This window comes from Pseudomonas sp. KCJK9000 (genome assembly GCF_046230725.1).
GTDB classification, from domain to species: domain Bacteria; phylum Pseudomonadota; class Gammaproteobacteria; order Pseudomonadales; family Pseudomonadaceae; genus Aquipseudomonas; species Aquipseudomonas promysalinigenes.
Map to the genome: position 1 here is coordinate 1 of NZ_JBJJLN010000027.1, position 25374 is coordinate 25374.

A 25374-nucleotide genomic window follows, 5' to 3' on the forward strand; every position below is an offset into this window, starting at 1 on the left:
GGCGAGTGGCGCAGCCGCCGCCTGGCGGTGCCGGATGGCGAAGGCCTGCGCCCTACCCCGGATCGTGTGCGCGAAACGGTCTTCAACTGGCTGGCGCCACATATCGAAGGCGCTCGCGTGCTGGATGCCTTCACCGGCAGTGGCGCTTTGGTACTCGAAGCCTTGTCCCGTGGGGCCGAAGATGCGGTGGCGCTGGACAGCAATCCGGCCGCCATCGCCAACCTGAAGAACAACCTCGAGATTCTGCGCTGCCCGCGCGGCCAAATATTGCAGACCGACGCGTTGCGGTACCTACACAACCCGGCAAAACAACAGTTCGATGTGGTGTTCCTCGACCCACCGTTCCATCAGGACCTACTGGCCAATACCTGTAACCTGCTGGAGCAGAACCAGTGGCTAGGGGAGCAGGCCTGGATCTACACCGAAAGCGAGGCGGCGCCGTCTACGCTGCCGATGCCCGCCAACTGGCGCCTGCACCGCGAAAAGAAAACCGGCCAGGTGTACTACGCGCTCTGGCAGCGGGGCTGAGGCTGATCTAATTCCTCACGTCGCCACGCAATGCCATTTCGGCCTACGCTAAAAACATGAGGTCAACGCGTACCCTCACCAATGGCGAGGGTACAACGGCGGGGGCCGATGGCACGTTCCAGCAGGCCTATTTCGAGTCGCCCAGCATGCCCAGTCTCAACGTCACGTTCCGCCCGGCCATCGGTCTGTCCAACCCCCACTTGCAAACCCTGTGGGGGCCGTTGTGGCGCAAACTGCCTGCGTTGCAGCGCACCCGCGAACGTTTGTGGCTGGCCGATGGCGACTTTCTCGACCTCGACTGGCACGGGCCGCACAGCCCGGATACACCGCTGGTGCTGGTGCTGCATGGTTTGACCGGCTCCTCCCACTCGCACTATGTCAAAGGCTTGCAGCAAACGCTGCAAGCCCGCGGCTGGGCTAGCGTTGCATTGAATTGGCGCGGCTGCTCCGGCGAGCCCAACCTGCTGCCGCGCAGCTACCATTCCGGTGCCAGCGAAGACTTGGCTGAAGTCGTCGCGCACCTGCATGCCCAACGCCCTTTGGCGCCGCTGTACGCCGTGGGGTACTCCCTGGGCGGCAATGTGTTGCTCAAGTACCTGGGGGAAAGTGGTTCGGCCAGCCAGTTGCAGGCGGCTGTGGCGGTTTCCGTGCCGTTTCGCCTCGACCAGTGCGCCGACCGTATCGGCCAAGGGTTTTCCAAGGTTTACCAGGCACACTTCATGCGCGAGATGATGGCCTACGTTCAGGTCAAACACCGGCATCTGCGCGACCTTGGCGACCACGAGGGGCTGGCCGCGCTGGACCGACTCGGGCCGCTGGGCAGAATGAAAACGTTTTGGGACTTCGACGGCAAAGTCACCGCACCGCTCAATGGCTTCAACGATGCCCACGATTATTATCGCCGCTCATCGAGCCGCTTCTATTTGGCCGAAAACCGCACGCCGACCCTGATCATCCAGTCCACCGATGACCCGTTCGTGTTTGACCACAGCCTGCCCACCGCCAGCGAACTGGCACCACAAACCCAGTTCGAGCTGCATACACGCGGTGGGCATGTGGGCTTCGTCGACGGCAGCCTGCGCAACCCTGGCTATTACCTGGAGCGGCGTATTCCACAATGGCTCGTCGACGGCCAGTGATGCTGACTGCGGCCTAGTCGCCGGTCGCTATGCCATGACCGGGGTCGTTGATCCACTCGCTCCAGGACCCGGCGTACAGCCTGCCCATCGGGTAGCCTGCCAACGCCAGTGCAAACAGGTTGTGGCAGGCGGTCACCCCAGAGCCGCAGTATGCGACCAGTTGCTCTGGCGAACGCCCCGAAAGCTTTTCGGCAAAACGCTGCCGTAGCTGCTCGGGTGCCAGGAAGCGGCCGTCCGCTGCGAGGTTTTCGGTGAAGGCCGCGCACTGAGCGCCCGGAATATGACCGCCAACCGGGTCGATCGGCTCTACCTCACCGCGAAAGCGCGGCAACGCACGGGCATCGATCAGGGTCAGGTCAGGGCTGCCCAGACGCTTGGCCAGGTGCTGTGCATCGATCAGCAAGCTGGCATCCGGTTCACCGCTGAACGTACCCTCGCGCCTGGCAGGCGCATCCAGGCTCAGCGGCAGGTGGGCCGCATGCCAGGCCTTGAGGCCCCCGTCGAGGATCGCCACGTCACTGCGCTTGCCCAGCCACACCAACAGCCACCACGCCCTGGCCGCGAACGCGCCGGGGCCATCGTCGTACAGCACCACCTCACTGTCGTCGTCCAGGCCCCATTCGCGCAGGCGCTCGACCAACCGCTGTGGGTTCGGCAGCGGGTGGCGACCGGTACGGCCCTTGCTCACCGGCCCGCTCAGGTCTCTTTCCAGATCGGCAAAATGCGCCCCAGCGATGTGCCCTTGGGCATAGCTGCGCTGACCGTAGTCCACGTCTTCCAAAGCGAAACGACAATCGAGAATCACCAGCTTGGGCGAGCCTAGGCGCTCGGCCAGTTGTTGCGGGGTGATCAATTGCGCAAGCGGCATGACAATCTCCTGATCGATGGCACGACGGCCCGGGCTAGAGTTCAAGGGCCTGATTGAACGGTACGTGGAATTCCTGGCACAGCGCGTCCACTGCGCCGCGGGCATTGCTGGTGACGAAACCCAGTTCAAGCACCAGCACCTGATAGACGCCACGCTTGAAGGCTTCTTCACTCAGGTGCGCGGCATGTTCACGGGTGGTGCTGAGAAAGCGTACCCAAGAAGTCAGCACGATCCAGGCATTGATGGTCAGTGACTCGATCTGCGCCGCTTCCATGGTCAGGATCCCTGCCTCGACGAAGCCACGATAGATCGCCTGGGCTTGGCGCAGGCAACGCTCGGAAAAGCGCCGATAACGCGCCGCCAGCTCCGGGTCGCTTTCCAGCAAATGCTCAAGATCACGGTGCAGAAACCGGTAGTTCCACATCGCCGCAAGCAACGCTTTGAGGTAGAAGCGCTTGTCTTCGACCGTGGCTGCACGGCCTTGGGGCGGGCGCAGGAAGCTGTCTACCAGTTCTTCGTACTGGCTGAACAAGAGGGCGATGATCGCCTGCTTGTTGGGGAAGTGGTAGTAAAGGTTGCCGGGCGAAATCTCCATGTGCGCGGCGATATGGTTGGTACTGACGCTGCGTTCGCCCTGCTGATTGAACAGCTCGAGGCTGTTCTGCACGATGCGCTCTCGAGTCTTCATGCGCGGGGCCATGCTCAGTTCCCATTCTGCAGGCGTTGGATAGTGGACCATCTTACGGTGAATCGCCGCCCTGTTGCACCGTTGCTGCCCCTGAAAAAAGTCGCACCAGCGCACTGATTAGAGTATAGGCTCTAGTAACTTCGCGCCCGAATGGATGAACCTCGTGACCTCGCCCATCGCCCTATCGACTGCGCTTTGCGACACTGCTTTGCAGGCCACATTCGCCGCTCAGCGCCTGGCCTTTGCTGGTAACCCGATGCCGTCGGCGGCGCAGCGGCGGCAGTGGTTGAAAAGCCTTCGCGAGGCATTGCTGGCACAACAGCAAGCGCTTATCGAAGCCATCGACCAAGATTTCGGCGGCCGCAGTACCGACGAAACCCTCCTGGCCGAACTATTGCCGTCGGTGCAGGGCATTCGCCACGCCGAGCGCCACCTGCAACGCTGGATGCGCCCCGCAAGGCGCGCGGTAGGCATGGCATTCCAGCCGGCCAGTGCGCGCGTGCTGTACCAACCGTTGGGAGTGGTGGGCATCATCGTGCCGTGGAACTACCCACTGTTCCTGGCCATTGGCCCATTGACCGGCGCGCTGGCGGCCGGAAACCGTGTCATGCTCAAGTTGAGTGAATCCACCCCAGCCAGCGCCCAAGCGCTGAAAGCCTTGCTGGAGAAGGTGTTCCCCGAGGACCTGGTCAGCGTGGTCCTTGGCGAAATCGAAGTCGGCCAAGCCTTCGCCCGCCTGCCCTTCGACCACCTGCTGTTCACCGGCGCCACCAGCATCGGCCGCCAGGTCATGCTGGCCGCTGCGCACAATCTGACGCCGGTGACCCTGGAGCTGGGCGGCAAGTCCCCGGCCATCGTTTCGGCCGATGTACCGCTGGGCACCGCTGCCGAGCGCATTGCATTCGGCAAGACCCTCAACGCCGGCCAGACCTGCGTCGCCCCCGATTACGTGCTGGTGCCGCGTGAGCGCTTGAACGACTTCGCCGATGCCTACCGTAGCGCCGTGCAACGCATGTACCCACGCATAGCTGACAACCCTGACTACAGCGCCATCATCAACCCTCGGCAGTTGCAACGCCTGCAGCACCTGCTGGATGACGCGCGCAGCAAAGGTGCCCAGGTCATCGACTTGTATCCCGCGGAGCCGCGCCAGGGCCGCCGCCTGCCGCCGCATCTGCTGACCCGGGTCAACGACAGCATGCAGGTCATGCAGGACGAAATCTTCGGCCCTTTGCTGCCCTTGGTACCCTACGATCACCTCGACGATGCGCTTGCCTACATCAATCAGCGCCCGCGCCCCCTGGCGCTTTACTACTTCGGTTACGACCGTAGCGAGCAGCAACATGTTCTTCAGCACAGCCATAGCGGCGGTGTGTGCCTGAACGATACCCTGCTGCATGTGGCCCAAGACGACCTGCCCTTTGGCGGAGTCGGGCCCTCCGGTATGGGGCACTATCATGGGCACGAGGGTTTCCAGACCTTCAGCAAGGCCAAGGCGGTGCTAGCCAAACAGCGCATCAATGCTGCTCGGCTGATCTATCCGCCTTATGGCAAGGCCTTGCAGCGCCTGATCTACAAGCTGTTCATCCGCTGATGCAGCGCCGCGACCTGCTGCGTTTGAGCCTGGGCGCCAGCCTGTTTTTAAGCAGCGTCAGCCTGATTGGCTGTAGCGCCGAAACGCCCGCTGCCAATTACCAGGCGCTGCGTGACGATGACTTGCCAGCATTGCGCGCATTGATCGCGGTGGTGCTGGCCGACACAGCAGCGAGCGACGAGTGGGTGCTGCCAAGCCTCGACCGCAAGCTGGCAGCGCTTTCCCCGCAAATGCTCAAGCTCACTCGGCAACTGTTCGATGTGCTCAACCTGCCGCTGACGCGCGGGCCCCTCACTGGAGTATGGGGTGCCTGGGAGCAGGCCAGTGCGGATCAGGTCACCGCATTTCTGCAACGGTGGCAAAACAGCTCACTGGACCTGCTGCGCATGGGCCACGCCGCGCTGCTGCAACTGCTGCAGATGGCTTGGTATGAATGCCCGCAGGCCTGGGCTGCCTGCAGCTACCCCGGCCCACCCAAGATCTGACGACAAGAGCATCGCCAATGCCTGTAACCGACCCGTTTCGCCAAGGCCTCGAGCGCGGCTGGATCACCCATGACGGCTCGCGTTTGGAGCAAGATCTCACGCTGGAGGCCGACATCGCCGTGATCGGCAGTGGTGCCGGCGGCGCCACCAGTGCGCAGATGCTCAGTGCAGCCGGCTTCAAGGTGCTATTGATCGAAGAGGGGCCGCTAAAAACCAGCAGCGATTTCCACATGCTCGAAGATCAGGCCTATGCCAGCCTTTATCAAGAGGGCCTGGGGCGCATGAGCAAGGATGGCGCCATTACCATCCTGCAAGGCCGTGCAGTGGGCGGCACCACACTGATCAACTGGACTTCGAGCTTCCGCACGCCGCCGCAAACGCTGCAGCACTGGGCTGCGACCCACGATGTGTCGGGCTTGTCCGAGCATGAAATGCAGCCATGGTTCGAGCGCATGGAGCACGAATTGGGGATCAGCCCATGGGCGCTGCCGGCCAATGCCAACAATGAAGTGCTGCGCCGCGGCTGCGAACAGCTCGGGTATCGCTGGGCGGTGATTCCCCGCAACGTGCGCGGCTGCTGGAACCTTGGCTATTGCGGCATGGGCTGCCCAGTCAACGCCAAGCAGTCGATGCTGGTCACGCGTATTCCGGCGATGCTGGACAGCGGCTCAGCGCTGCTCTACCTCGCTCGAGCAGAACGCTTCGAGCACGATGGCCAGCGCATCGCCCGACTGCACTGCCAAGCGCTGGATGCCGGAGGCGTCCACCCCACTGGTCGACAGATCAGAGTGCAGGCCCGCCACTACATCCTGGCTGGTGGCGGCATCAACAGCCCAGCCGTGCTACTGCGCTCCAAGGCCCCAGACCCGCACGGCCGGTTGGGCAAACGGACCTTTCTGCACCTGGTCAACTTCAGTGCAGCGAGGTTCGCTGAGCGCATCGACCCTTTCTACGGCGCTCCGCAATCGATTTACAGCGACCACTTCCAGTGGCAAGGCGGCATCACCGGCGCGGTGGGCTACAAGTTGGAAGTGCCGCCCCTGCATCCTGCCCTGGCCAGCACCCTGCTCGGGGGCTACGGCAGCGATAACGCCAGGCGTATGGCCGAGCTGCCCCATACCCACGTGATGCTGGCGTTGCTGCGCGACGGCTTTCATCCGCAAAGCGCCGGCGGCGAGGTGCAGCTGCGTGGTGACGGCTCGCCGGTGCTCGATTATCCGCTCACCGACTACCTGCGCGAGGGCCTGCGCCGGGCGTTTCACAGCATGGCGCAGATCCAGTTCGCGGCGGGCGCCACACAGGTCACTCCGGTGCACAGCGACGCCAGCGCTGCCGCCAGCCTGGAACAGGCGCATCGCATGATCGAGGCTCTGCGCCTGGAGCCGTTTCGCACCCGCCTGGGCAGCGCGCATGTCATGGGCGGCTGCGCGATGGGTGACGATCCACGGCACGCGGTCTGCGACAGCCTGGGCCGCCACCACCAATTGGAAAACCTTTCGATCCATGACGGCTCGCTATTTCCCACCAGCATCGGCGCCAACCCGCAATTGTCGGTCTATGCCATTAGCGCCAAGCTCTGCGACGCCTTGGCCGGCCGCCTGGCACAGAGTGCATGACAACGAATACACGCCCTGTCTATAGTGCCATCAGCCGGCCCCATGACTTGGCCGGGCGCAATCGCTGCGCTACCATCCGACTCCCCAACGCACTCCAGCCAGGATGACGCGATGAACCGAGTGTTGTACCCGGGTACTTTCGACCCCATTACCAAAGGCCACGGCGACCTGGTCGAGCGCGCTTCTCGCCTGTTCGATCACGTGATCATCGCAGTGGCCGCCAGCCCGAAGAAGAACCCTCTGTTCCCGCTGGAGCAACGGGTCGAGCTGGCCCGCGAGGTCACCAAGCACCTGCCCAATGTCGAAGTCATCGGCTTCTCCTCATTGCTGGCGCATTTCGCCAAGGAAAAGGGCGCGAACGTGTTTCTACGAGGCCTGCGCGCGGTATCGGACTTCGAGTACGAATTCCAGCTGGCAAACATGAACCGGCAACTGGCACCGGATGTCGAGAGCCTGTTCCTCACGCCGTCCGAGCGCTATTCGTTCATTTCTTCGACGCTGGTGCGCGAGATTGCCGCCCTGGGTGGAGATATCACCAAGTTCGTCCACCCTGCGGTGGCGGATGCGCTGACCGAACGTTTCAAGAAGTGATAAAGCGCACCTGATCGTCGCGCCCGCGTGCACTGCGGGCGCGAATGCGGCACAATTGTGCCCAAAGCGTTGAACATGCCCGGGCGATGCGCCCCGGCCGGAGCCCCCATGTCCCTGATCATCACCGACGATTGCATCAACTGCGACGTCTGCGAACCCGAGTGCCCGAACGAGGCCATCTCCCAAGGCGAAGAGATCTACGTGATCGACCCTAACCTATGCACCCAGTGCGTCGGTCATTATGACGAGCCGCAGTGCCAACAGGTTTGCCCGGTTGACTGCATCCCGCTGGATGAGGCGCACCCGGAAACCCACGACGAGCTGATGGCCAAGTATCAGCGGATCACCGGCAAGGCCTGATCAATCCTGGCGAGGGCTTGGCCCTCGTACGCTGAACCTGCTCCTACAGCGATTGCCCATCCATTGAGGCGAGCATCCACCTGTGTGAGCGGCTTCAGCCGCCAAGGGGCCGGCGCAGATAGCCTACGCAAAACCCTGTGAGTAGCTCCAGGTTATCGCTGGCAGCGCGGGCAGAACACGCTCGCCCGCTGCCCCAGCTTGACCTCGCGCATCAGCGTGCCGCACAGCTTGCAAGGCAACCCACCGCGCCCATAGGCGAACAATTCCTGCTGGAAGTAACCTGGCTGCCCGTCACCGCCAATAAAATCGCGCAAAGTGGTGCCGCCTCGCTCGATGGCCGCCGCCAGCACGCGCTTGATTTCGATCGCAAGCTTCAGGTAACGGGCCCGGGAAATGCCGCCAGCCTCACGGCGTGGATCGATCCCGGCGGCGAACAGCGCCTCGGTCGCGTAGATGTTGCCCACCCCCACCACCACCGCGTTATCCATGATGAACGGCTTGACCGCCATCGCACGCCCGCGCGAAAGCTGGAACAACCGCTCCCCGTCGAACAAATCGGTCAGCGGCTCAGGCCCCAGGCGCAGCAGCAATTGATGGTTGAGCGGATCCGGGCTCCAGAGCATGGCACCGAAGCGGCGCGGGTCGGTGTAGCGCAGCATCAACCCCGATTCCAGCTCGATATCGATGTGCTCATGCTTGGCCGCCGGCAAGCCCTGCTCCACCAAGCGCAGGTTGCCCGACATGCCCAGGTGGCTGATCAAGGTACCGACCTCGGCATTGATCAACAGGTACTTCGCCCGCCGCTCGACGCTGACGATACGTTGCCCGGACAGGCGCACGTCGAGATCTTCCGGCACTGGCCAGCGCAGGCGCCCGTCCCGCACGACGACACGGCTGACGCGCTGGCCTTCCAGGTGCGGCGCAATACCCCGCCGGGTGGTTTCGACTTCTGGTAGTTCCGGCATCGGTCAGTGCCCACCCAGCTCGCGAATGTTCTGCTTGAGGTTTTCGAAGTCGTACTCCGACAAACCGACGTAATCCAACACCAGGGGGCCGACCACCTGCCATTCGTGGTCCACGCTCTGGTTACCCAGCACCCGATACGAGGCGCAGATGTGCTCGGCCATCTTCAATACAGCCAGCAGGTTCTTCAACTGGCTCTGGGTATTGCGTGACGCATCTTCGCGGAAGATCGACAGTGCATTGTGATGGTTGGCAATCGCCGCACTGATGTGCTCTGGCAGGCGCCAGGACTTGGCCGTGAAGTAACCCACCACCGAATGGTTGGTATTGAAGGCTCGGTTCTCGGTATCGACCACACGCGTGTGCTCACTGGCCTTGGCGTAAGCGTCCTCCAGCACCTGCATGTAATCGGGGAAGCGTTTGAGCATCAACGGCACGCCGCAGTCGTGGAACAACCCAAGAGTGTAGGCCTCGTCAGCGGCCTGAATGCCGGTGCGCTTGGCCAGGGTCAGGCAGGTCATGGCCACGTCTTGTGCGGTATCCCAGAAACGGTTGAGGGTGACGATGGTCTCGTCGCTCATCTCACCTTTGATCGACTGTGCGTTGATCAGATTGATGATCGACCGGCTGCCCAGCAGGTTCACGGCACGCTGAATCGAGCCAATCTTGTTGGCCAGGCCGAAATGCGGCGAGTTCACCAGCTTGAGCAAAGCACCGGCCAGGCCAGGGTCCTGAGAAATCAGCTTGGCGATGGTATCCAGGTCCGGGTCGGGCATGTACTGCTCGAACTGCAGGTCGACCATGATCTGCGGTTGCGGCGGAATGGTAATGCCTTGCAAGGCTTGCTGGATCTGTTCGGCGCTGAGTTCTTGGGACATGCGTGCTTACTCGTTGGGGACGAGCGATTCTAACTCAGTTGGTGCCGCCTGCGCTTTGTCGCAGCCCGAACCGAAAAGGCGGTCAACAAGGTATACTCCCGCTCTTTTTTCCCGGAGCGACGTCATGTCCCTGCCCAGCCTTCGCCTCAAAGCCAATGCCGACCGCCGCCTGCGCGCCGGCCACCTGTGGGTCTACAGCAACGAAGTCGACGTTTCTGCGACCCCGCTGCAAGGCTTTCAGGCCGGCCAGCAGGCTGTGCTCGAAGCGGCCAACGGCAAGCCCCTGGGTATTGTCGCGCTGAGCCCGAACAACCTGATCTGCGCCCGCCTGCTGTCGCGCGACATCAAGCTGGCTTTGGACAAGTCGCTGCTGGTCCACCGCCTGAACGTCGCACTGTCCCTGCGCGAGCGCCTGTTCGACCAGCCGTGCTATCGCCTGGTGTACGGCGATTCCGACCTGCTGCCGGGCCTGGTGGTCGATCGTTTCCATGACATCCTCGTCGTGCAGCTGGCCTCGGCCACCATGGAAGCGCACAAGGACGACGTGATCGCTGCGCTGATCCAGGTGCTCAAGCCCAGCGGCATCCTGTTCAAGAACGACTCCGCCGCCCGCGACGCCGAAGGCCTGCAGCGCTATGTCGAGACGGTCTACGGTGAAGTGCCAGACTGGGTGGCTCTGGAGGAAAACGGCGTCAAGTTCGAGGCCCCGGTACGCGAAGGCCAGAAAACCGGCTGGTTCTACGACCACCGTATGAACCGCGCCCGCCTGGCCCCGTACGTCAAAGGCAAGCGGGTGCTCGACCTGTTCAGCTACATCGGTGGTTGGGGTGTACAGGCCGGCGCATTCGGTGCCAGCGAAGTATTCTGCGTGGATGCTTCGGGCTTCGCCCTGGATGGTGTCGAGCGCAACGCAGCGCTGAACGGCATCAGCGAGAAGATGACCTGCATCGAAGGCGATGTGTTCGAGGCCCTGCGCGAGCTCAAGGCCGCTGAAGAACGCTTCGACGTGATCATTGCCGACCCGCCCGCCTTCATCAAGCGCAAGAAAGACCTGAAAAACGGTGAAGCCGCTTACCGCCGCCTCAACGAACAGGCCATGCGCATGCTGAGCAAGGACGGTATTCTGGTCAGCGCCTCGTGCTCGATGCACCTGCCCGAGGATGATCTGCACAACATTCTGCTGACCAGCGCCCGCCACCTGGACCGCAACCTGCAGCTATTGGAGCGCGGTGGCCAAGGCCCTGACCACCCGGTGCACCCGGCAATCGCCGAGACCCGCTACATCAAGAGCATCACCTGCCGCTTGTTGCCCAACAGCTGATATCTGCCAAAAAGGGCCGCCGCGCGGCCCTTTCCTGCTGCAATTGCCCCGCCAACCATCCACATCTGCATTCCCTCGCCGCGCCAGCGGTGTAGAATCGGCCTATCCATCGCCAGTCATCCCCGGCGGGTTTATGAGCTCTGGCCAAGCACGCGGCGATCCCGCGCGGTCTTCGGCCCCATCCGTGCAGTGGCAACCGGCCTGCGGCACAAAGGACAAGAGAAGCTCACTCCCCTTTTTGTGACCTGATTAAGCCGCCAGGAGTGTTTCATGCCTGATTATCGTTCCAAGACTTCAACCCAAGGCCGCAACATGGCCGGCGCCCGCGCCCTGTGGCGTGCTACCGGGATGAAGGACGAAGACTTCAAGAAACCGATCATCGCCATCGCCAACTCGTTCACCCAGTTCGTCCCAGGCCACGTACACCTGAAGGACCTGGGTCAACTGGTAGCCCGCGAGATCGAACGCGCCGGTGGCGTGGCCAAGGAATTCAACACCATTGCGGTCGATGACGGCATCGCCATGGGCCACGACGGCATGCTGTATTCGTTGCCAAGCCGCGAGATCATCGCCGACGCTGTCGAGTACATGGTCAACGCCCACTGCGCCGACGCCATCGTCTGCATCTCCAACTGCGACAAGATCACCCCCGGCATGCTGATGGCTGCCCTGCGCCTCAACATCCCGGTGATCTTCGTTTCCGGCGGCCCTATGGAAGCCGGCAAGACCAAACTGGCCAGCCACGGCCTGGACCTGGTCGACGCGATGGTCATCGCCGCCGACTCCACAGCTTCCGACGAAAAAGTCGCCGAGTATGAGCGTAGCGCCTGCCCTACCTGCGGTTCGTGCTCGGGCATGTTCACCGCCAACTCGATGAACTGCCTGACCGAAGCCTTGGGCCTGGCCCTGCCAGGCAACGGCTCGACCCTGGCCACCCACGCCGACCGCGAGCAGCTGTTCCTCACTGCCGGTCGCACCATCGTCGAGCTGTGCAAGCGTTACTACCAGGAAAACGACGAGTCGGTACTGCCGCGCAGCATCGCCAACTTCAAAGCGTTCGAGAACGCCATGATGCTCGACATCGCCATGGGCGGTTCGACCAACACCATCCTGCACCTGCTGGCCGCAGCCCAGGAAGGCGAGGTAGCGTTCGACCTGCGCGACATCGACCGCCTGTCGCGCAAGGTGCCGCAGCTGTGCAAAGTGGCGCCGAACATCCAGAAGTACCACATGGAGGATGTGCACCGCGCCGGCGGCATCTTCAGCATCCTCGGCTCGCTGGCCCGCGGCGGCCTGCTGCACACCGACCTGCCGACCGTGCATAGCCGCAGCATGGAAGAGGCCATCGCCAAGTGGGACATCACCCAGACCGATGACGAAGCCGTGCACACCTTCTTCAAGGCAGGCCCGGCCGGCATCCCGACCCAGACCGCGTTCAGCCAGTCGACCCGCTGGGACACCCTGGACGACGACCGTGAAAACGGCTGCATCCGCAGCTTCGAGCACGCCTACTCGCAAGAGGGTGGCCTGGCTGTGCTGTACGGCAACATCGCGGTAGACGGCTGCGTGGTGAAAACCGCCGGGGTCGACGAGTCGATCCACGTGTTCGAAGGCACCGCCAAGATTTTCGAAAGCCAGGACAGCGCCGTGCGCGGTATCCTCGCTGACGAAGTGAAGGCCGGCGACATCGTCATCATCCGTTACGAAGGCCCTAAAGGCGGCCCGGGCATGCAAGAGATGCTCTACCCGACCTCGTACCTGAAGTCCAAAGGCCTGGGCAAGGCATGCGCGCTGCTCACCGACGGTCGCTTCTCCGGTGGTACCTCGGGCCTGTCGATCGGCCACGCCTCGCCGGAGGCTGCCGCTGGCGGCGCCATCGGCCTGGTACGCGACGGCGACAAGGTGCTGATCGACATCCCGAACCGTGCGATCAACCTGCTGGTCAGCGACGAGGAACTGGCTCACCGCCGTGTCGAGCAGGACAAAAAAGGCTGGAAACCGGCTGAGGTGCGCCCACGCAAGGTGACTACCGCGCTGAAGGCTTACGCCTTGCTGGCCACCAGTGCCGACAAGGGTGCCGTGCGTAACAAGGCGATGCTCGAAGGGCTGTGAGGCTCTGAAGGGCTGAAAGAACAACCGGCGCCTCAGGCGCTAATGCTGTTCACTCAAGCCTTAGAGCCCAGGCTTGCGGTCGAAAAATCCGATACCAGTGATCTGGTTTCGGATTTTTTTTGGGGTTCAATTTGAGCCTTTTAGCGCCTGGGAGATCGAGCGCCGCCCGCGCGGCGCATCGCGAGCTTTGCTCGCTCCTACGTTTGTTTCGGGCCAATTATGCCTGCGGAATTTGCGCGCGGACGCCTTTGTGCATGGCGCGGTATCGCGTCGTATGAACCAGGCGGTCGCGCGCGTCTGCCACAGGCGTTACTGGCCCGAAACAAACGTAGGAGCGAGCGCAGCTCGCGATGCGCCGCGCGGGCGGCGCTCGATCTGCGCTCCACCGAAGAGCTCCCGCCGAGCCTCTAGGCTTAAATCAACAGCATTAGCACCCCTGGCGCCGGTTTTATCGCCTGCGCCGTGGCGCAACGAACACCCGGCCTACTGAATCTGCTCCGGTGTGACGATCACCCAGTTCTTGTCCGCCGTCACCGGCAACCCTTCCTTTGCCTGAGCGGCTGCGTTCTTGGCAATCATGCCGTTGAGCTGATCCATGTACTTGGCCTTGCGATTGATCCACAGGTGAATGCCACCCTTGTTCACATCTACCCCGTGGAACTGCATGTAACCATCGCTGGTGGGTGTATCGCCGCCCACCAGCACCGGCTTTTTCCATTCATCGATGTAAGTGAGGATGGCCGCTTGCTTGCCTGCCATCCAGGTAGCCGGTGTCCACAGGTAAGGGGTGAGCTCCAGCCCTTCGTTGGCTTTGGGGTCATAGTGCCCGGCACTGATTTGCTTGCGGGCGGTGGTCAGCTCGCCATTGGCGCGGTCCTTCAGCAGCAGGCTAACGCCTATCACATTCTGCGGTTTGACGTTGTAGCCGTACTTGGGGTCGGAAGCGACCATGCGCACCAGCTCCTCGGAGGCCGCCGACACCACGTACACCTCAATACCGTTCTCCATCAGCTTGTTATACAGCTCGGCCTGGCCAGTGAAGACCTTCGGCGGCTGCACCTCGATGGCTTTTACCTGGTCGCCTTCGAAATAAGTGCTGGGGATCGGCTTGGCCGAGGCCATCAGCTCGTCGACCTGAGCCTTCAGCTCCTTGAGCGTGAAACCTGCAAACACCTGTGCCACCCACGGGTAGCAGACCATGTCGTCGATCTCGCACAGGCGGTAGTAGTAGCTGAACAGGCTTTCCTTGTGCTCGGCAGTGTCTTTGAAGGGGATCAGCTTCAGCGACGGGTCGAGCTTTTCGCGCGTCAGCAAACCCTTGTTCTCCATGAACGGCAGTAACGCTTCTTCGAGATCGAAGCGGTAGCTGGTGTTGTCCATATCGAACACTGCGTAATTACCCTTGTGGGCATTGGCGGTGATCATGGTATCGAGTTGCTTGGCCGCTTCGGCGGGCCAGTGCTTGAGCTCGGTGGCGAAGCTTTGGACAGAAAACAATAGCGACACACCTAGAGCGATGGTTTTCGGCGCGAACTTCATGGGGGATCTCCTGAAATGACCTGGAAACGCTAGTCCATCATGCCCAACCCTTGGACCCTGACAGCGACCCATATAAAACCGTAAACGTCCTGTTCATTGCCAGGAGCGACCTTGTGTTATTCCATAAGCGACTAAGCAAATTACCTTTGGGTATAAATTCGTTTGTTTTCAGACTGTTAGCATTTGCTTTCGTAATCGCTCACAGAGGCGATGCCTCGTATGCTTTTTCCTGGAGCTTCAATGAATCTGCCGCTATCTCTTAACCTGCTGGCATTCCTGGCCTTGCTGCTGGGCCTGGCACAAACCCGCCGCACCCAGTGGACCCTGGCCAAAAAAGTGCTGCTGGGCCTGGCACTGGGGGTGGCATTCGGCTTGGTGCTGCACACCCTCTACGGCGCAGGCAACCCAGTACTCAAGGCCACCATCAGCTGGCTCGACCTGGTCGGCAACGGCTATGTCGGCCTTTTGCAGATGATCGTCATGCCGCTGATCTTCGCCTCGATCCTCAGCGCCGTGGCCAGGCTGCACAATGCCTCCTCCCTGGGCCGCATCAGCGTGCTCACCATCGGCACGCTGCTGCTGACCACTGCCATTGCCGCGCTGATCGGCATTGTTCTGACCAACCTGTTCGGCCTGAGCGCCCAGGGCCTGGTGGCCGGCGCTCAGGAAAGCGCCCGCATGCAGGTTATCCACAGCGACTACGCGGGCAAGGTCGCCGACCTGAATGTCCCACAGCTGCTGCTGTCGTTCATCCCCAGTAACCCCGTGGGCGACCTGGCCAGAGCCAAGCCCACCTCGATCATCAGCGTGGTGATCTTCGCGGTATTCGTTGGCCTGGCTGCGCTGCAATTGATCAAGGACGATGCCCAGAAGGGTGAGCGCGCCCTGACGGCCATCGATACCCTGCAGGCTTGGGTGATGCGCCTGGTACGGGTGGTGATGAAGCTCACGCCCTACGGCGTGCTGGCGCTGATGGCCAAAGTGGTAGCCAGTTCGAACCTGCAAGACATCCTCAAGCTCGGCAGTTTCGTGCTGGTGTCATACCTTGGCCTGGCGCTGATGTTTGTGGTTCACGGCATCATCCTCGCCGCTACCGGCGTGAGCCCATTGCGCTTCTTGCGCAAGGTCTGGCCAGTGCTGACCTTTGCCTTCACCAGCCGTTCCAGCGCTGCCAGCATCCCGCTGAACATCGAGGCGCAAACCCGCCGGCTGGGTATACCCCAATCGATCGCCAGCTTCAGCGCGTCGTTCGGCACCACCATTGGCCAAAATGGCTGCGCTGGCCTCTACCCTGCCATGCTGGCCGTGATGGTGGCTCCGGCGGTGGGTATCGACACCTTCGACCCGCTGTGGATCGCGACCCTGGTGGCGATCGTGACGTTGAGCTCGGTGGGGGTTGCCGGCGTGGGTGGCGGTGCGACCTTCGCCGCGCTGATCGTACTGCCGGCCATGGGCCTGCCGGTCGAGCTGGTAGCCCTGTTGATTTCGGTGGAGCCGCTGATCGACATGGGCCGCACGGCGTTGAACGTCAATGGCTCGATGACTGCGGGCGTGGTGACCAGCCAGTTGCTCAAACAAACCGACAAGGCCGTGCTGGCCGACGATGAGCATGCCGAACTGAGCCACACCTAAGAACACGCGGGGCCGTCAGGCGGCCCCTAGCCTTTCACTTCTTGTCCCAGACCTCGAAATGATAAGCAGGCTTGCCTTCCTCAGCCTGCTCGTCACTGGAAATGCGCTGCCACTGGCTTTCACTGAACTCAGGAAAAAAGGCATCCCCCTCAGGCGCCAGTTCGACACGTGTGAGGTACATGCGGCTCACCAGCCCCTTTTCCAGAGCCTGCTGGTACAACTGTGCCCCGCCAATCAGCATCAGCTCATCAACGCCTTGCTCGAGCGCCCATTGCTCGGCCCGCGCCACAGCGGCTTCGAGGGAAGTGAACACTTCAGCCCCCGGCAGCTCCAAATCAGGCTGGCGAGTGACCACGATATTCAACCGCCCCGGCAACGGCCGGCCCAGCGAATCCCAGGTCTTGCGCCCCATGATGATGGGCTTGCCCAGGGTGGTGGCCTTGAAATACTTGAAGTCCCCCGGCAGGTGCCAGGGCATGGAGTTGTCGATGCCGATCACACGGTTCTGAGCGTGCGCCGCGATCAGGCTGAGGGGGAGTGATGTATTCATGCCAGCGAGGATAGCACCGGCTGTGTGGGTTATGCTTCTGCCCTGAACCATGCGATGGAAGACGTTGTGACTGCACCGACTGCATTGGACAAGCGCTGGCTCACCGAAGCGGTGCGCCTGCGCGAAGAACACGCAGGCCTGCTGGACGATCAGGAGGCCAACCGCCACGCCCGCCAACTGGGTGGCGACCTGGCAACGCGCATCGAAACCCGCGCGTTGTGGCTGGCAGAACGCGATGGCATGAGAACTGCCTTGAGCCACTGGAAACAAGGCGCACGCCTGGCGTTGCTGGCCTTGATGCTGATGGCTATTTTCAGCGGTGCCGGCCTTGCCTTCGCTGCCTTGGGCGACGGCCTACGCCCGGTCAACGTGTTCTGGGCGCTTGGCAGCCTGCTTGGGCTGAACCTACTGACGCTGCTGGGTTGGGCCGTGGGTTTTACCGTGAGCGGCGAACACGGCGCCAGCCTCGGCCGCCTGTGGTTGTGGTTGAGCGAACGCTTCGCCCGGGATGCCAAGGCTGCGCACCTGGCGCCAGCGCTCTTGGTGCTGCTGCAACGCCAGCGCCTGAACCGCTGGTTGCTCGGTGCACTGGTGCACAGCTTGTGGCTGCTGGCGATGCTGGCCGCCCTGGCCATGCTGTTGGCGTTGCTGGCTACCCGACGCTACGGCTTTGTCTGGGAAACCACGCTGCTGGCCGCCGCGCCATTCATCCACCTCACCCAAGCGCTGGGCGCGCTTCCGGCATTGCTGGGTTTCGCTGTACCCAATGAAGCCATGATACGCGCCAGCGGCGACAGCCTGCCTGCTCTGGATATCGCCCGCCAGGCCTGGGCCAGCTGGTTGCTTGGGGTCGTCCTGGTGTACGGCCTTCTCCCGCGGCTGCTGCTGGCCGCGCTGTGCCTGTGGCGCTGGCGCCAAGGCCGCGAGCGGCTGACGCTTGACCTGAGCCTGCCCGGCTATGCGCAGTTGCAGGACAGCCTGATGCCCCGCAGCGAGCGCTTAGGCGTCCAGGATGCCGCGCCGGATGCCTTGCCGCAGTTCCAAGCAGGGGGCCTGGAAAACGCCAGCAGCGGCGCCGTGCTGGTAGGCCTGGAACTGGACGAGCAGCGCGCTTGGCCTCCAGCACTTGCTGAGGCAGTGACCGATGCGGGTGTGCTCGACAGCCGCGCATCACGCAACAAGCTGCTCGAACAGTTCAGCCGCTTCCCGCCGGCACGCCTGGCCATTGCCTGCGACCCGCGGCGCTCGCCTGACAGGGGCAGCTTGGCACTACTCGCAGAGCTGGCACGCCATGCCGGTGCAACGCGGATCTGGCTGCTCCCGGCAGCGCCTGGTCAAGCCCTGGACGGCGCGCGCCTGGATGACTGGCACGATGCGCTAGAGCGCCTGGGCCTCCCCTATGCTGACACATCGCCCCTTGGCTGGCTGGAGCATGGCCATGACTGAGCCGCTGAAATTGGCCGTGGTCGGCCACACCAACGTCGGCAAGACGTCGCTGCTACGCACCCTCACCCGCGACGTGGGCTTCGGTGAGGTTTCGCACCGCGCCAGCACCACGCGCCACGTCGAAGGGGCAAGACTGTCGGTGGATGGCCAAGCGCTGCTGGAGCTCTACGACACCCCTGGCCTGGAAGACGCCATCGCGTTGCTCGACTACCTCGAGCGCCTGGAACGCCCCGGTGAACGCCTGGACGGCCCAGCCCGGGTTGAACGCTTCCTGCAGGGTAGCGAAGCCCGCCAGCGCTATGAGCAGGAGGCCAAAGTGCTACGCCAGCTGCTGGCCAGCGATGCCGGCCTGTATGTGATCGACGCCCGCGAACCGGTGCTGGCCAAGTACCGCGACGAATTGGAAGTGTTGGCCGGTTGCGGCAAACCGTTGCTGCCGGTGCTCAACTTCGTCGCCAGCAGCCAGCACCGTGAGCCGCAATGGCGTGAAGCCCTTGCCAGGCTTGGGCTTCACGCATTGGTGCGGTTCGACAGCGTAGCCCCGCCGGAGGATGGTGAACGGCGGCTGTACGAAAGCCTCGCGCTGCTGCTCGAAGGCGCCCGGCCAGCCCTGCAACGGCTGATCGATGACCAGCAGGCCCAGCGCTTGGCACGCCGCCACAGCGGCAAACGCCTGATTGCCGAACTGCTGCTCGACTGCGCCGCCTGCCGGCGCAGCGTCGAAGCGCAACCGGCGGCCGAAGCCCGTGCCATCGAGGCTTTGCGCGATGACGTGCGCCAACGAGAGCAGCGTTGCGTGCAAGCGCTGCTCAAGCTATATGCCTTTCGCCGGGAAGATGCCGATGCCGGGGACTTGCCATTGCTTGACGGGCGTTGGGGTGATGACCTGTTCAATCCCGAAACCCTGAAGCTGCTAGGGGTACGTTTGGGCAGCGGTGTGGCCGCCGGCGCTGCTGCCGGTGCCGGGGTCGACCTGCTGGTGGGGGGCCTGACCCTCGGCGCAGCTGCGCTAGCAGGTGCGATTGCCGGCGGCGCACTGCAAACGGCGCGTAATTATGGGTCGCGGCTGATGGGCAAACTCAAAGGCCAACGTGAACTGACGGTGGACGACACCGTGCTGCGGTTGCTGGCGCTGCGTCAACAGCAGTTGATGGTGGCATTGGAGCGCCGCGGGCATGCCGCGCAAGGCAGCATCCAGCTGGGCGAGCTGGATGAAAAGGCCTGGCGCGAGGGCAAGCTGCCCGAAGCATTGAACAGGGCACGTGCCCACCCGCAGTGGTCGACCCTAAACCCTGGGGCCAAGCTCAATCAGGCCGAGCGGCAGGAGCAGCTGGAGGCGCTGGTTTCACAGATCTGATTCGACAGTGCCGGCCTCTTCGCGGCGCCTTAAGCCACCAGGCCAAGGTCGTAGTACGGCGCCGTAGGTGCTACGCGCAAACTGCCCTTTTGCTGCAGCAAGGCCCTGCCCCTCGGCACTGAGCGTTGCAGGGCCTCATTTGCGCAGCAGCCGCAGACCGTTGAACACCACCAGCAGGCTCACGCCCATATCGGCGAATACCGCCATCCATAGGGTGGCCATGCCGGCAAAGGTCATGGCCAGGAACAGTGCCTTGATGCCCAGCGCCAGAATGATGTTCTGCTTCAGGATCGTCGCACTCTGGCGCGACAGCCTGATAAACGCTGGGATTTTGCGCAAGTCATCGTCCATCAACGCCACATCGGCAGTCTCGATGGCAGTGTCGGTGCCGGCCGCCGCCATGGCGAAGCCGATTTCGGCCCGGGCCAGGGCTGGCGCGTCGTTGATACCATCGCCCACCATGCCCACGCGATGCCCCTCGGCGTACAACTGTTCGATGCTCTGCAGTTTGTCGGCCGGCAACAGGTTGCCTTCTGCGCGGTCGATTCCTACTTGCGCGGCGATGGCCTGGGCGGTGTGGGGGTTGTCGCCGGTCAGCATGAGCGTCTTGATGCCCAGCGCGTGCAGTTCGGCGATGGCCTGGCGGCTGCTGTCCTTGACGGTGTCGGCCACCGCGAACAGTGCCAACGGCCCGGAACGGTCAAGCAACAGAACCACTGTCTTGCCCTGGCGCTCCAGGGTGTCGAGCTGTGCCTCCAGCGCAGGAGAGCAAAGGCCCAGCTCCTCGACCAAACGGTGGTTGCCCAAGTGATACATTTCGCCGTCGATCACGCCACGCACACCGCGCCCGGCCAGGGCCGCAAACTCGCGGACTTCGCTCAGCAATACATCCTGCGCCTTGGCGAACTGGGCGATGGCCCCCGACACCGGGTGATCGGAACGGTCGGCCAAGCTTGCCGCCAACCCTTGAGCGCGGCCCTCGAACAGCGGGTCGAGCACTTTGGCATCGGTTTGCACCGGTTTACCGTGGGTCAGAGTGCCGGTCTTGTCCAGAGCCAAAAAGTCCAGCTTGCGCCCTCCTTCCAGGTACACCCCGCCTTTGATCAGGATACCTTTGCGTGCGGCTGCGGCCAGGCCGCTGACGATGGTCACCGGCGTGGAAATCACCAACGCACAGGGGCAGGCGACCACCAGCAGCACCAGCGCCCGGTACACCCAATCCATCCAGGCCCCCGCCATGAAAAGCGGTGGGACCACGGCCACAGCCAAGGCAATGATGAATACCGAAGGTGTATAAATGCGTGAGAATCGATCGACGAAGCGCTGAGTGGGCGCACGTGCACCCTGGGCCTGCTCGACGGCCTTGATGATACGCGCCAGTGTCGACTGCCCGGCGGCAGCGGTTACGCGGTATTCCAAGGCGCCGGCCTGGTTGATGGTGCCCGCGAACAACTTGTCGCCGGCTGCTTTTTCCACGGGCAAGCTTTCGCCTGTGATCGGCGCCTGATCGACACTCGATTGCCCGCTGACCACTTCGCCATCCAGGCCGATGCGCTCGCCAGGGCGTACCCGCACCAGGCTACCGAGCGCCACCTCACGCACCTCTACCTCACGCCATTGGCCGTCGGCCTGCTGCACGGTAGCCATGTCCGGCGCCAGTTGCATCAGCCCGCCGATGGCATTGCGCGCTCGATCGAGGGACCGGGCTTCGATCAGTTCTGCGACGTTGAACAGCACCATGACCATCGCAGCTTCCGGCCATTGGCCAATCAGCACGGCGCCAGTCACTGCGATGCTCATCAGCGCATTGATGTTGAGATTGCGGTTCTTCAGGGCAATCCAGCCCTTTTTGTAAGTGCCCAGGCCACAGCCGAGAATCGCTGCGAGCGCAAGCATGGCGACCAACCACTGCGGTGCAACACCAGCGAAATGCACAATTTCCGCGGCGATGGCGGCCACACCCGACAAAGCCAGTGGCCACCAGTGCGCCTTATGCGGTTGAACCGCCATGGCGCTGCCATCGTCATCGGCCTGAAGTGGCTCGGCCTGCATACCGAGGCTGGCGATGGCCTGCTCGATTTGACCCGTGCCGTCCAAGGTATGGCGCACACCAAGGATGCGGTTGATCAGATTGAACTCCAGCTGCTCGATGCCTGGGAGCTTGGCGAGTTTGTCCTGGATCAGGGTCTGCTCGGTTGGGCAATCCATGGCGTCGATGCGAAAACGGCTGAGCCGAGCATGGCTGCTGGCCTCGGGGCGCAATTGCACCTTGGCTGGCGCTGCTTCGGCGCCGCAGCAGCTATGGCTATGGTGATCGTGCGGGTGGTCATGACTGACAGGCTGGTTCATGGGGCATCCTTAACTTGGGCCTGTTGCCAATTGAACACCCTGTAGCCACTATAGGGTCAAGCCACCGCTTGGAGATTGCCTGATGAAGATTGGAGAACTGGCCAAAGCCACCGATTGCGCCGTGGAAACCATCCGATATTACGAGCGCGAGCAACTGCTGCCGGCCCCGGCGCGTAGTGAAGGCAACTACCGGCAATACACCCAAGCCCACGTCGAACGGCTGACCTTCATCCGCAACTGCCGAACCCTGGACATGACCCTGGAGGAGATTCGCAGCCTGCTCCAGCTACGCGACAGCCCCGAGGATGCGTGCGGCAGCGTCAATGCGCTGATCGATGAGCACATCGTGCATGTGCAGGCGCGGATCGATGGTTTGGTGGCATTGCAGGAGCAGTTGGTGGAGCTGCGGCGGCGCTGCAACGCGCAGGGGACGGAATGCGCGATCCTGCAGCGATTGGAGACGAACGGGGCGGTATCGGTGCCGGATACGGAGCATTCACACGTAGGGCGCAGCCACGGGCATTGAGCCATGAGCGTCGCGGGTAGACCCGTTTGCACAGGGCAACGGGTTTAGCCACGAACAGGCCCATCAGGCGATGAAGACCTGTTAGACCGCCATGGGCGCGGTCATCGGCGCATGGTGCTCATACCCTTCCAGGCTGAAGTCGCTCGGCTCGATCAATTCCAGCCACTGCGGCTCGTACTTGCCGGTCTTGGCGAACTCCGGCACGCGATCGCTGATTACCAGCCTCGGCGCTTGCAGCGGCTCGCGCTTGAGCTGCTCGTTGAGCATGTCCAGATGGTTCTCATACACATGGGCATCGCCGATGAAATAGGTGAACCAGCGTGGGGTGTAACCAGTCAGGCGGCCAAACAGCGACAGCAGCGCCGCGCCCTCGGTGAGGTTGAACGGCGTACCGAGGCCAAGGTCGTTGGAGCGAATGTACAGGGTCAAGGAGATTTCCTTGGTCTCGACATTCGGGTGGAATTGGTAAAGCAGGTGGCACGGGGGTAAGGCCATTTCGTCCAGCTGCGCGCAGTTCCAGCCGTGGAACAGGATGCGCCGGCTACCCGGATCGTTGGCGATGGTGTCCAGGCACTGGCGCACCTGGTCGATGGCCTTGTACAGCACCACGAACGCCTGGCCGTCTTCTTCATCCTGGGCGATACGGCGGAAACCGGCCTTTTCGGCCATTTCGATGGCAGCCAGGTTGCTCAGCGCAATACGCTTGTAGCCCGGCCACTGGCGCCATTGCACGCCATAGATTTCGCCAAGGTCGTCATGGCCCTGGCGGAACGGGTTGGCCAGCCACTGAGCGTTTTCGTTGGCGTTCTGATCCCAGACCTTGCAGCCCAGCTCGCGGAACTCTCCGGCGTTTTTCACGCCACGTAGAAAGCCCACCATCTCGCCAATCGCCGACTTGAACGCCAGCTTGCGCGTGGTGACGGCCGGGAAACCCTTCTGCAGGTCGAAACGCAGCATCGCGCCCGGCAGGCTGATGGTACGGATACCGGTACGGTTGCCTTGCAGCGTACCGTTTTCGATGACGTCGCGGACCAGGTCCAGATACTGTTTCATGGCTTACCTGTAGCAAAAACGGCAGGGGGATCACCCCTGCCGTGGGAATAATCAGGCGGGTTTCGCCGTGGGTTTGCGATTATAAGCCCACCAGATGAGGCCAAGGCCAGCCAGGATCATCGGCACGCAAAGAATCTGACCCATGGTCAGCCAGCCCCAGGCGATGTAACCGAGCTGCGCGTCCGGCACCCGGACGAATTCCACGATGAAGCGGAAAATGCCGTAGAACAGCGCGAACATACCGGAAACAGCCATGGTAGGCCGCGGTTTACGCGAGAACAGCCAGAGAATGACGAACAGCGCTACGCCTTCCAGGGCGAACTGGTAGAGCTGCGACGGGTGACGCGGCAACTGCGCTGGGTCGCTGAACGGCGGGAAGATCATCGCCCACGGTACATCGGTGGGCTTGCCCCATAGCTCGGCGTTGATGAAGTTGCCGATACGCCCAGCGCCCAGACCGATCGGCACCAGCGGCGCGACGAAGTCCATCAGTTCGAAGAACGACTTGTTGTTACGTTTGCCAAACCACAACGCAGCCAGCATCACCCCGATGAAGCCACCGTGGAACGACATGCCACCCTTCCACACTTCGAAGATCAGCGTCGGATTGGCCAGGTAGGCGTGCAGATCGTAGAACAACACATACCCCAGGCGCCCACCGACGATCACCCCCATCGACAGCCAGAACACCAGGTCGGACAGTTTCTCCCGGCTCCAGGTTGGGTCAAAGCGGTTGAGCCGGCGAGAAGCCAGTAGCCAGGCGCCACCAATGCCAACCAGGTACATCAGGCCGTACCAGTGGATTTTCAGCGGCCCGAGGGCAACGGCCACGGGGTCTATCTGCGGGTAAGGCAGCATGCAAGTTCCTCTTGATTCAAATCAGAAAGCTGAGGCCGACGCAGAACAGCAAGGCTGCGAACAGGCGTTTCAAAAGACGGGGCGACAGCTTGTGCGCCAGGCGTGCGCCAAAGCGCGCGAAAAACATACTGGTCACGGCAATGCCAACTAGCGCCGGTAGGTATACGAAACCCAGGCTGTGGGGCGGCAAGTGCGGGTCGTGCCAGCCCAGCAGCATGAAGCTCAGCGCACTGGCTAAAGCGATTGGCAGACCGCAGGCCGATGAAGTTGCCACTGCCCTCTGCATCGGCAGGCCGCGCCAGGTCAGAAACGGCACGGTCAGCGAACCGCCACCAATGCCGAAGATCGCCGATGCCCAGCCGATCACCCCACCGGCACCGATCAGGGCTGGCTTGCCAGGCAGAGCACCACTGGCTTTGGGCTTGAGATCCAGAGCCATCTGCGCAGCGATGATCAAGGCGAACACACCGATGATCTTCTGCAACTGCGGGCCCTGGATCAGCGAAGCGGTCTTGGCGCCGACGCCGGCTCCCAAGAGGATGCCGAGCGTCATCCAGGCGAATATCGGCCACTGTACCGCGCCCTTGCGATGGTGCTCGAGCACGGCGTTGATCGAGGTGAAGACGATGGTAGCCAGCGAAGTGCCGACTGCCAGATGTGTCAGCACCGAGGCGTCGAAGCCTTGCAAGGTGAAGCTGAACACCAGCACTGGCACGATGATGATGCCGCCGCCCACGCCGAACAGCCCTGCCAATACCCCAGCACAGGCGCCCAACAGTAGATAGAGCACGAATTCCATTCGTCTTTCCCGAGAAAACAATCCGGCATGGTAACGGAAGCCGGGCACGGGGCTCTAGTGAACTCTGTGACAGGATGGCTCGATATCCGCGCAGCCGGTACAGTGGCCGAAAACACAGAGGC

General features: G+C 62.6%; 23 protein-coding genes. 13 read left to right on the forward strand and 10 right to left on the reverse strand.

Translation table 11 applies throughout. The features are described from left to right. A partial coding sequence (gene rsmD, locus ACK59H_RS13650) for a 16S rRNA (guanine(966)-N(2))-methyltransferase RsmD (RefSeq protein ID WP_409264556.1) occupies positions 1-528 on the forward strand: 528 nt, incomplete at its 5' end. A 146-nt stretch (positions 529-674) separates the two neighbouring features. Further along, positions 675-1667: a hydrolase gene (locus tag ACK59H_RS13655; RefSeq protein WP_060480085.1), complete on the forward strand. Its 993-nt coding sequence runs from the start codon at positions 675-677 to the stop codon at positions 1665-1667. Between the two features lie 13 nt (positions 1668-1680). Here ACK59H_RS13655 and ACK59H_RS13660 read toward each other — a convergent pair whose 3' ends face one another. Both ACK59H_RS13660 and ACK59H_RS13665 read right to left on the reverse strand, forming a co-directional pair. Next, positions 1681-2535, reverse strand: a complete 855-nt coding sequence (locus ACK59H_RS13660) for a sulfurtransferase (protein WP_060480072.1) — start codon at positions 2533-2535, stop codon at positions 1681-1683. Between the two features lie 34 nt (positions 2536-2569). Beyond that, the gene (locus tag ACK59H_RS13665; RefSeq protein ID WP_060480071.1) at positions 2570-3235 is read right to left on the reverse strand and encodes a TetR/AcrR family transcriptional regulator; all 666 of its coding nucleotides are present in this window, start codon (positions 3233-3235) and stop codon (positions 2570-2572) included. A gap of 151 nt (positions 3236-3386) precedes the next feature. Between ACK59H_RS13665 and ACK59H_RS13670 the strand changes: the two genes are divergently transcribed. The 5 genes from ACK59H_RS13670 to ACK59H_RS13690 all read left to right on the forward strand — a co-directional run bounded on the left by ACK59H_RS13670 (position 3387) and on the right by ACK59H_RS13690 (position 7869). Continuing rightward, entirely contained in the window at positions 3387-4817 is a 1431-nt protein-coding gene (locus tag ACK59H_RS13670) for a coniferyl aldehyde dehydrogenase (protein ID WP_060480084.1), read from the forward strand. Continuing rightward, complete coding sequence (locus ACK59H_RS13675) at positions 4817-5302, forward strand: hypothetical protein (RefSeq protein WP_060480070.1); 486 nt, start codon at positions 4817-4819, stop codon at positions 5300-5302. The genes ACK59H_RS13670 and ACK59H_RS13675 overlap by 1 nt, the downstream gene beginning before the upstream one ends. Positions 5303-5319: 17 nt before the next feature. Then, positions 5320-6918 (forward strand): GMC family oxidoreductase, encoded by a 1599-nt coding sequence (locus ACK59H_RS13680; protein ID WP_060480069.1) that lies wholly within the window; start codon positions 5320-5322, stop codon positions 6916-6918. A gap of 111 nt (positions 6919-7029) precedes the next feature. Continuing rightward, positions 7030-7509, forward strand: a complete 480-nt coding sequence (gene coaD, locus ACK59H_RS13685; RefSeq protein WP_060480068.1) for a pantetheine-phosphate adenylyltransferase — start codon at positions 7030-7032, stop codon at positions 7507-7509. Positions 7510-7617: 108 nt separating this feature from the next. After that, positions 7618-7869 (forward strand): YfhL family 4Fe-4S dicluster ferredoxin, encoded by a 252-nt coding sequence (locus ACK59H_RS13690; RefSeq protein ID WP_060480067.1) that lies wholly within the window; start codon positions 7618-7620, stop codon positions 7867-7869. A gap of 152 nt (positions 7870-8021) precedes the next feature. Here ACK59H_RS13690 and mutM read toward each other — a convergent pair whose 3' ends face one another. After that, on the reverse strand, positions 8022-8834 hold the full coding sequence (gene mutM, locus ACK59H_RS13695) for a bifunctional DNA-formamidopyrimidine glycosylase/DNA-(apurinic or apyrimidinic site) lyase (protein WP_060480066.1): 813 nt from the start codon (positions 8832-8834) through the stop codon (positions 8022-8024). A gap of 3 nt (positions 8835-8837) precedes the next feature. After that, on the reverse strand, positions 8838-9656 hold the full coding sequence (locus ACK59H_RS13700) for an HDOD domain-containing protein (RefSeq protein WP_186476459.1): 819 nt from the start codon (positions 9654-9656) through the stop codon (positions 8838-8840). 178 nt (positions 9657-9834) lie between these two features. Between ACK59H_RS13700 and ACK59H_RS13705 the strand changes: the two genes are divergently transcribed. Together ACK59H_RS13705 and ilvD are read left to right on the forward strand one after the other, a co-directional pair. Continuing rightward, positions 9835-11031 (forward strand): class I SAM-dependent rRNA methyltransferase, encoded by a 1197-nt coding sequence (locus tag ACK59H_RS13705; protein ID WP_060480064.1) that lies wholly within the window; start codon positions 9835-9837, stop codon positions 11029-11031. Between the two features lie 270 nt (positions 11032-11301). Then, entirely contained in the window at positions 11302-13143 is a 1842-nt protein-coding gene (ilvD, locus tag ACK59H_RS13710; protein WP_060480063.1) for a dihydroxy-acid dehydratase, read from the forward strand. Between the two features lie 483 nt (positions 13144-13626). Here ilvD and ACK59H_RS13715 read toward each other — a convergent pair whose 3' ends face one another. Next, the gene (locus ACK59H_RS13715) at positions 13627-14682 is read right to left on the reverse strand and encodes a phosphorylcholine phosphatase (RefSeq protein ID WP_060479633.1); all 1056 of its coding nucleotides are present in this window, start codon (positions 14680-14682) and stop codon (positions 13627-13629) included. 240 nt (positions 14683-14922) lie between these two features. On the opposite strand from ACK59H_RS13715, the gene ACK59H_RS13720 reads away from it, so the two are divergent. After that, positions 14923-16314, forward strand: a complete 1392-nt coding sequence (locus ACK59H_RS13720; protein ID WP_186476246.1) for an L-cystine transporter — start codon at positions 14923-14925, stop codon at positions 16312-16314. A gap of 34 nt (positions 16315-16348) precedes the next feature. Here the strand turns inward: ACK59H_RS13720 and ACK59H_RS13725 are convergent, their stop codons facing one another. After that, positions 16349-16864 (reverse strand): dihydrofolate reductase, encoded by a 516-nt coding sequence (locus ACK59H_RS13725; RefSeq protein ID WP_060479631.1) that lies wholly within the window; start codon positions 16862-16864, stop codon positions 16349-16351. Positions 16865-16918: 54 nt separating this feature from the next. Between ACK59H_RS13725 and ACK59H_RS13730 the strand changes: the two genes are divergently transcribed. Together ACK59H_RS13730 and ACK59H_RS13735 are read left to right on the forward strand one after the other, a co-directional pair. Then, positions 16919-18310: a DUF2868 domain-containing protein gene (locus ACK59H_RS13730; protein ID WP_409264557.1), complete on the forward strand. Its 1392-nt coding sequence runs from the start codon at positions 16919-16921 to the stop codon at positions 18308-18310. After that, the gene (locus ACK59H_RS13735) at positions 18303-19667 is read left to right on the forward strand and encodes a GTPase/DUF3482 domain-containing protein (protein ID WP_261744343.1); all 1365 of its coding nucleotides are present in this window, start codon (positions 18303-18305) and stop codon (positions 19665-19667) included. The genes ACK59H_RS13730 and ACK59H_RS13735 overlap by 8 nt, the downstream gene beginning before the upstream one ends. 135 nt (positions 19668-19802) lie before the next feature. Here ACK59H_RS13735 and ACK59H_RS13740 read toward each other — a convergent pair whose 3' ends face one another. Continuing rightward, positions 19803-22016, reverse strand: coding sequence for a heavy metal translocating P-type ATPase (locus ACK59H_RS13740; protein ID WP_409264558.1), 2214 nt, complete (start codon positions 22014-22016; stop codon positions 19803-19805). An 82-nt stretch (positions 22017-22098) separates the two neighbouring features. Between ACK59H_RS13740 and cadR the strand changes: the two genes are divergently transcribed. Beyond that, entirely contained in the window at positions 22099-22542 is a 444-nt protein-coding gene (gene cadR / locus ACK59H_RS13745) for a cadmium resistance transcriptional regulator CadR (RefSeq protein ID WP_261744345.1), read from the forward strand. An 81-nt stretch (positions 22543-22623) separates the two neighbouring features. On the opposite strand, the gene ACK59H_RS13750 is transcribed toward cadR, so the two are convergent. The 3 genes from ACK59H_RS13750 to ACK59H_RS13760 are packed head-to-tail and all read right to left on the reverse strand — an operon-like array spanning position 22624 to position 25252. Beyond that, positions 22624-23595, reverse strand: coding sequence for a thymidylate synthase (locus tag ACK59H_RS13750; protein WP_060479626.1), 972 nt, complete (start codon positions 23593-23595; stop codon positions 22624-22626). Between the two features lie 51 nt (positions 23596-23646). After that, positions 23647-24453, reverse strand: a complete 807-nt coding sequence (gene lgt / locus ACK59H_RS13755) for a prolipoprotein diacylglyceryl transferase (RefSeq protein ID WP_060479625.1) — start codon at positions 24451-24453, stop codon at positions 23647-23649. Positions 24454-24469: 16 nt separating this feature from the next. Continuing rightward, positions 24470-25252: a sulfite exporter TauE/SafE family protein gene (locus tag ACK59H_RS13760; protein ID WP_060479624.1), complete on the reverse strand. Its 783-nt coding sequence runs from the start codon at positions 25250-25252 to the stop codon at positions 24470-24472. Between the last annotated feature and the right edge of the window lie 122 nt (positions 25253-25374).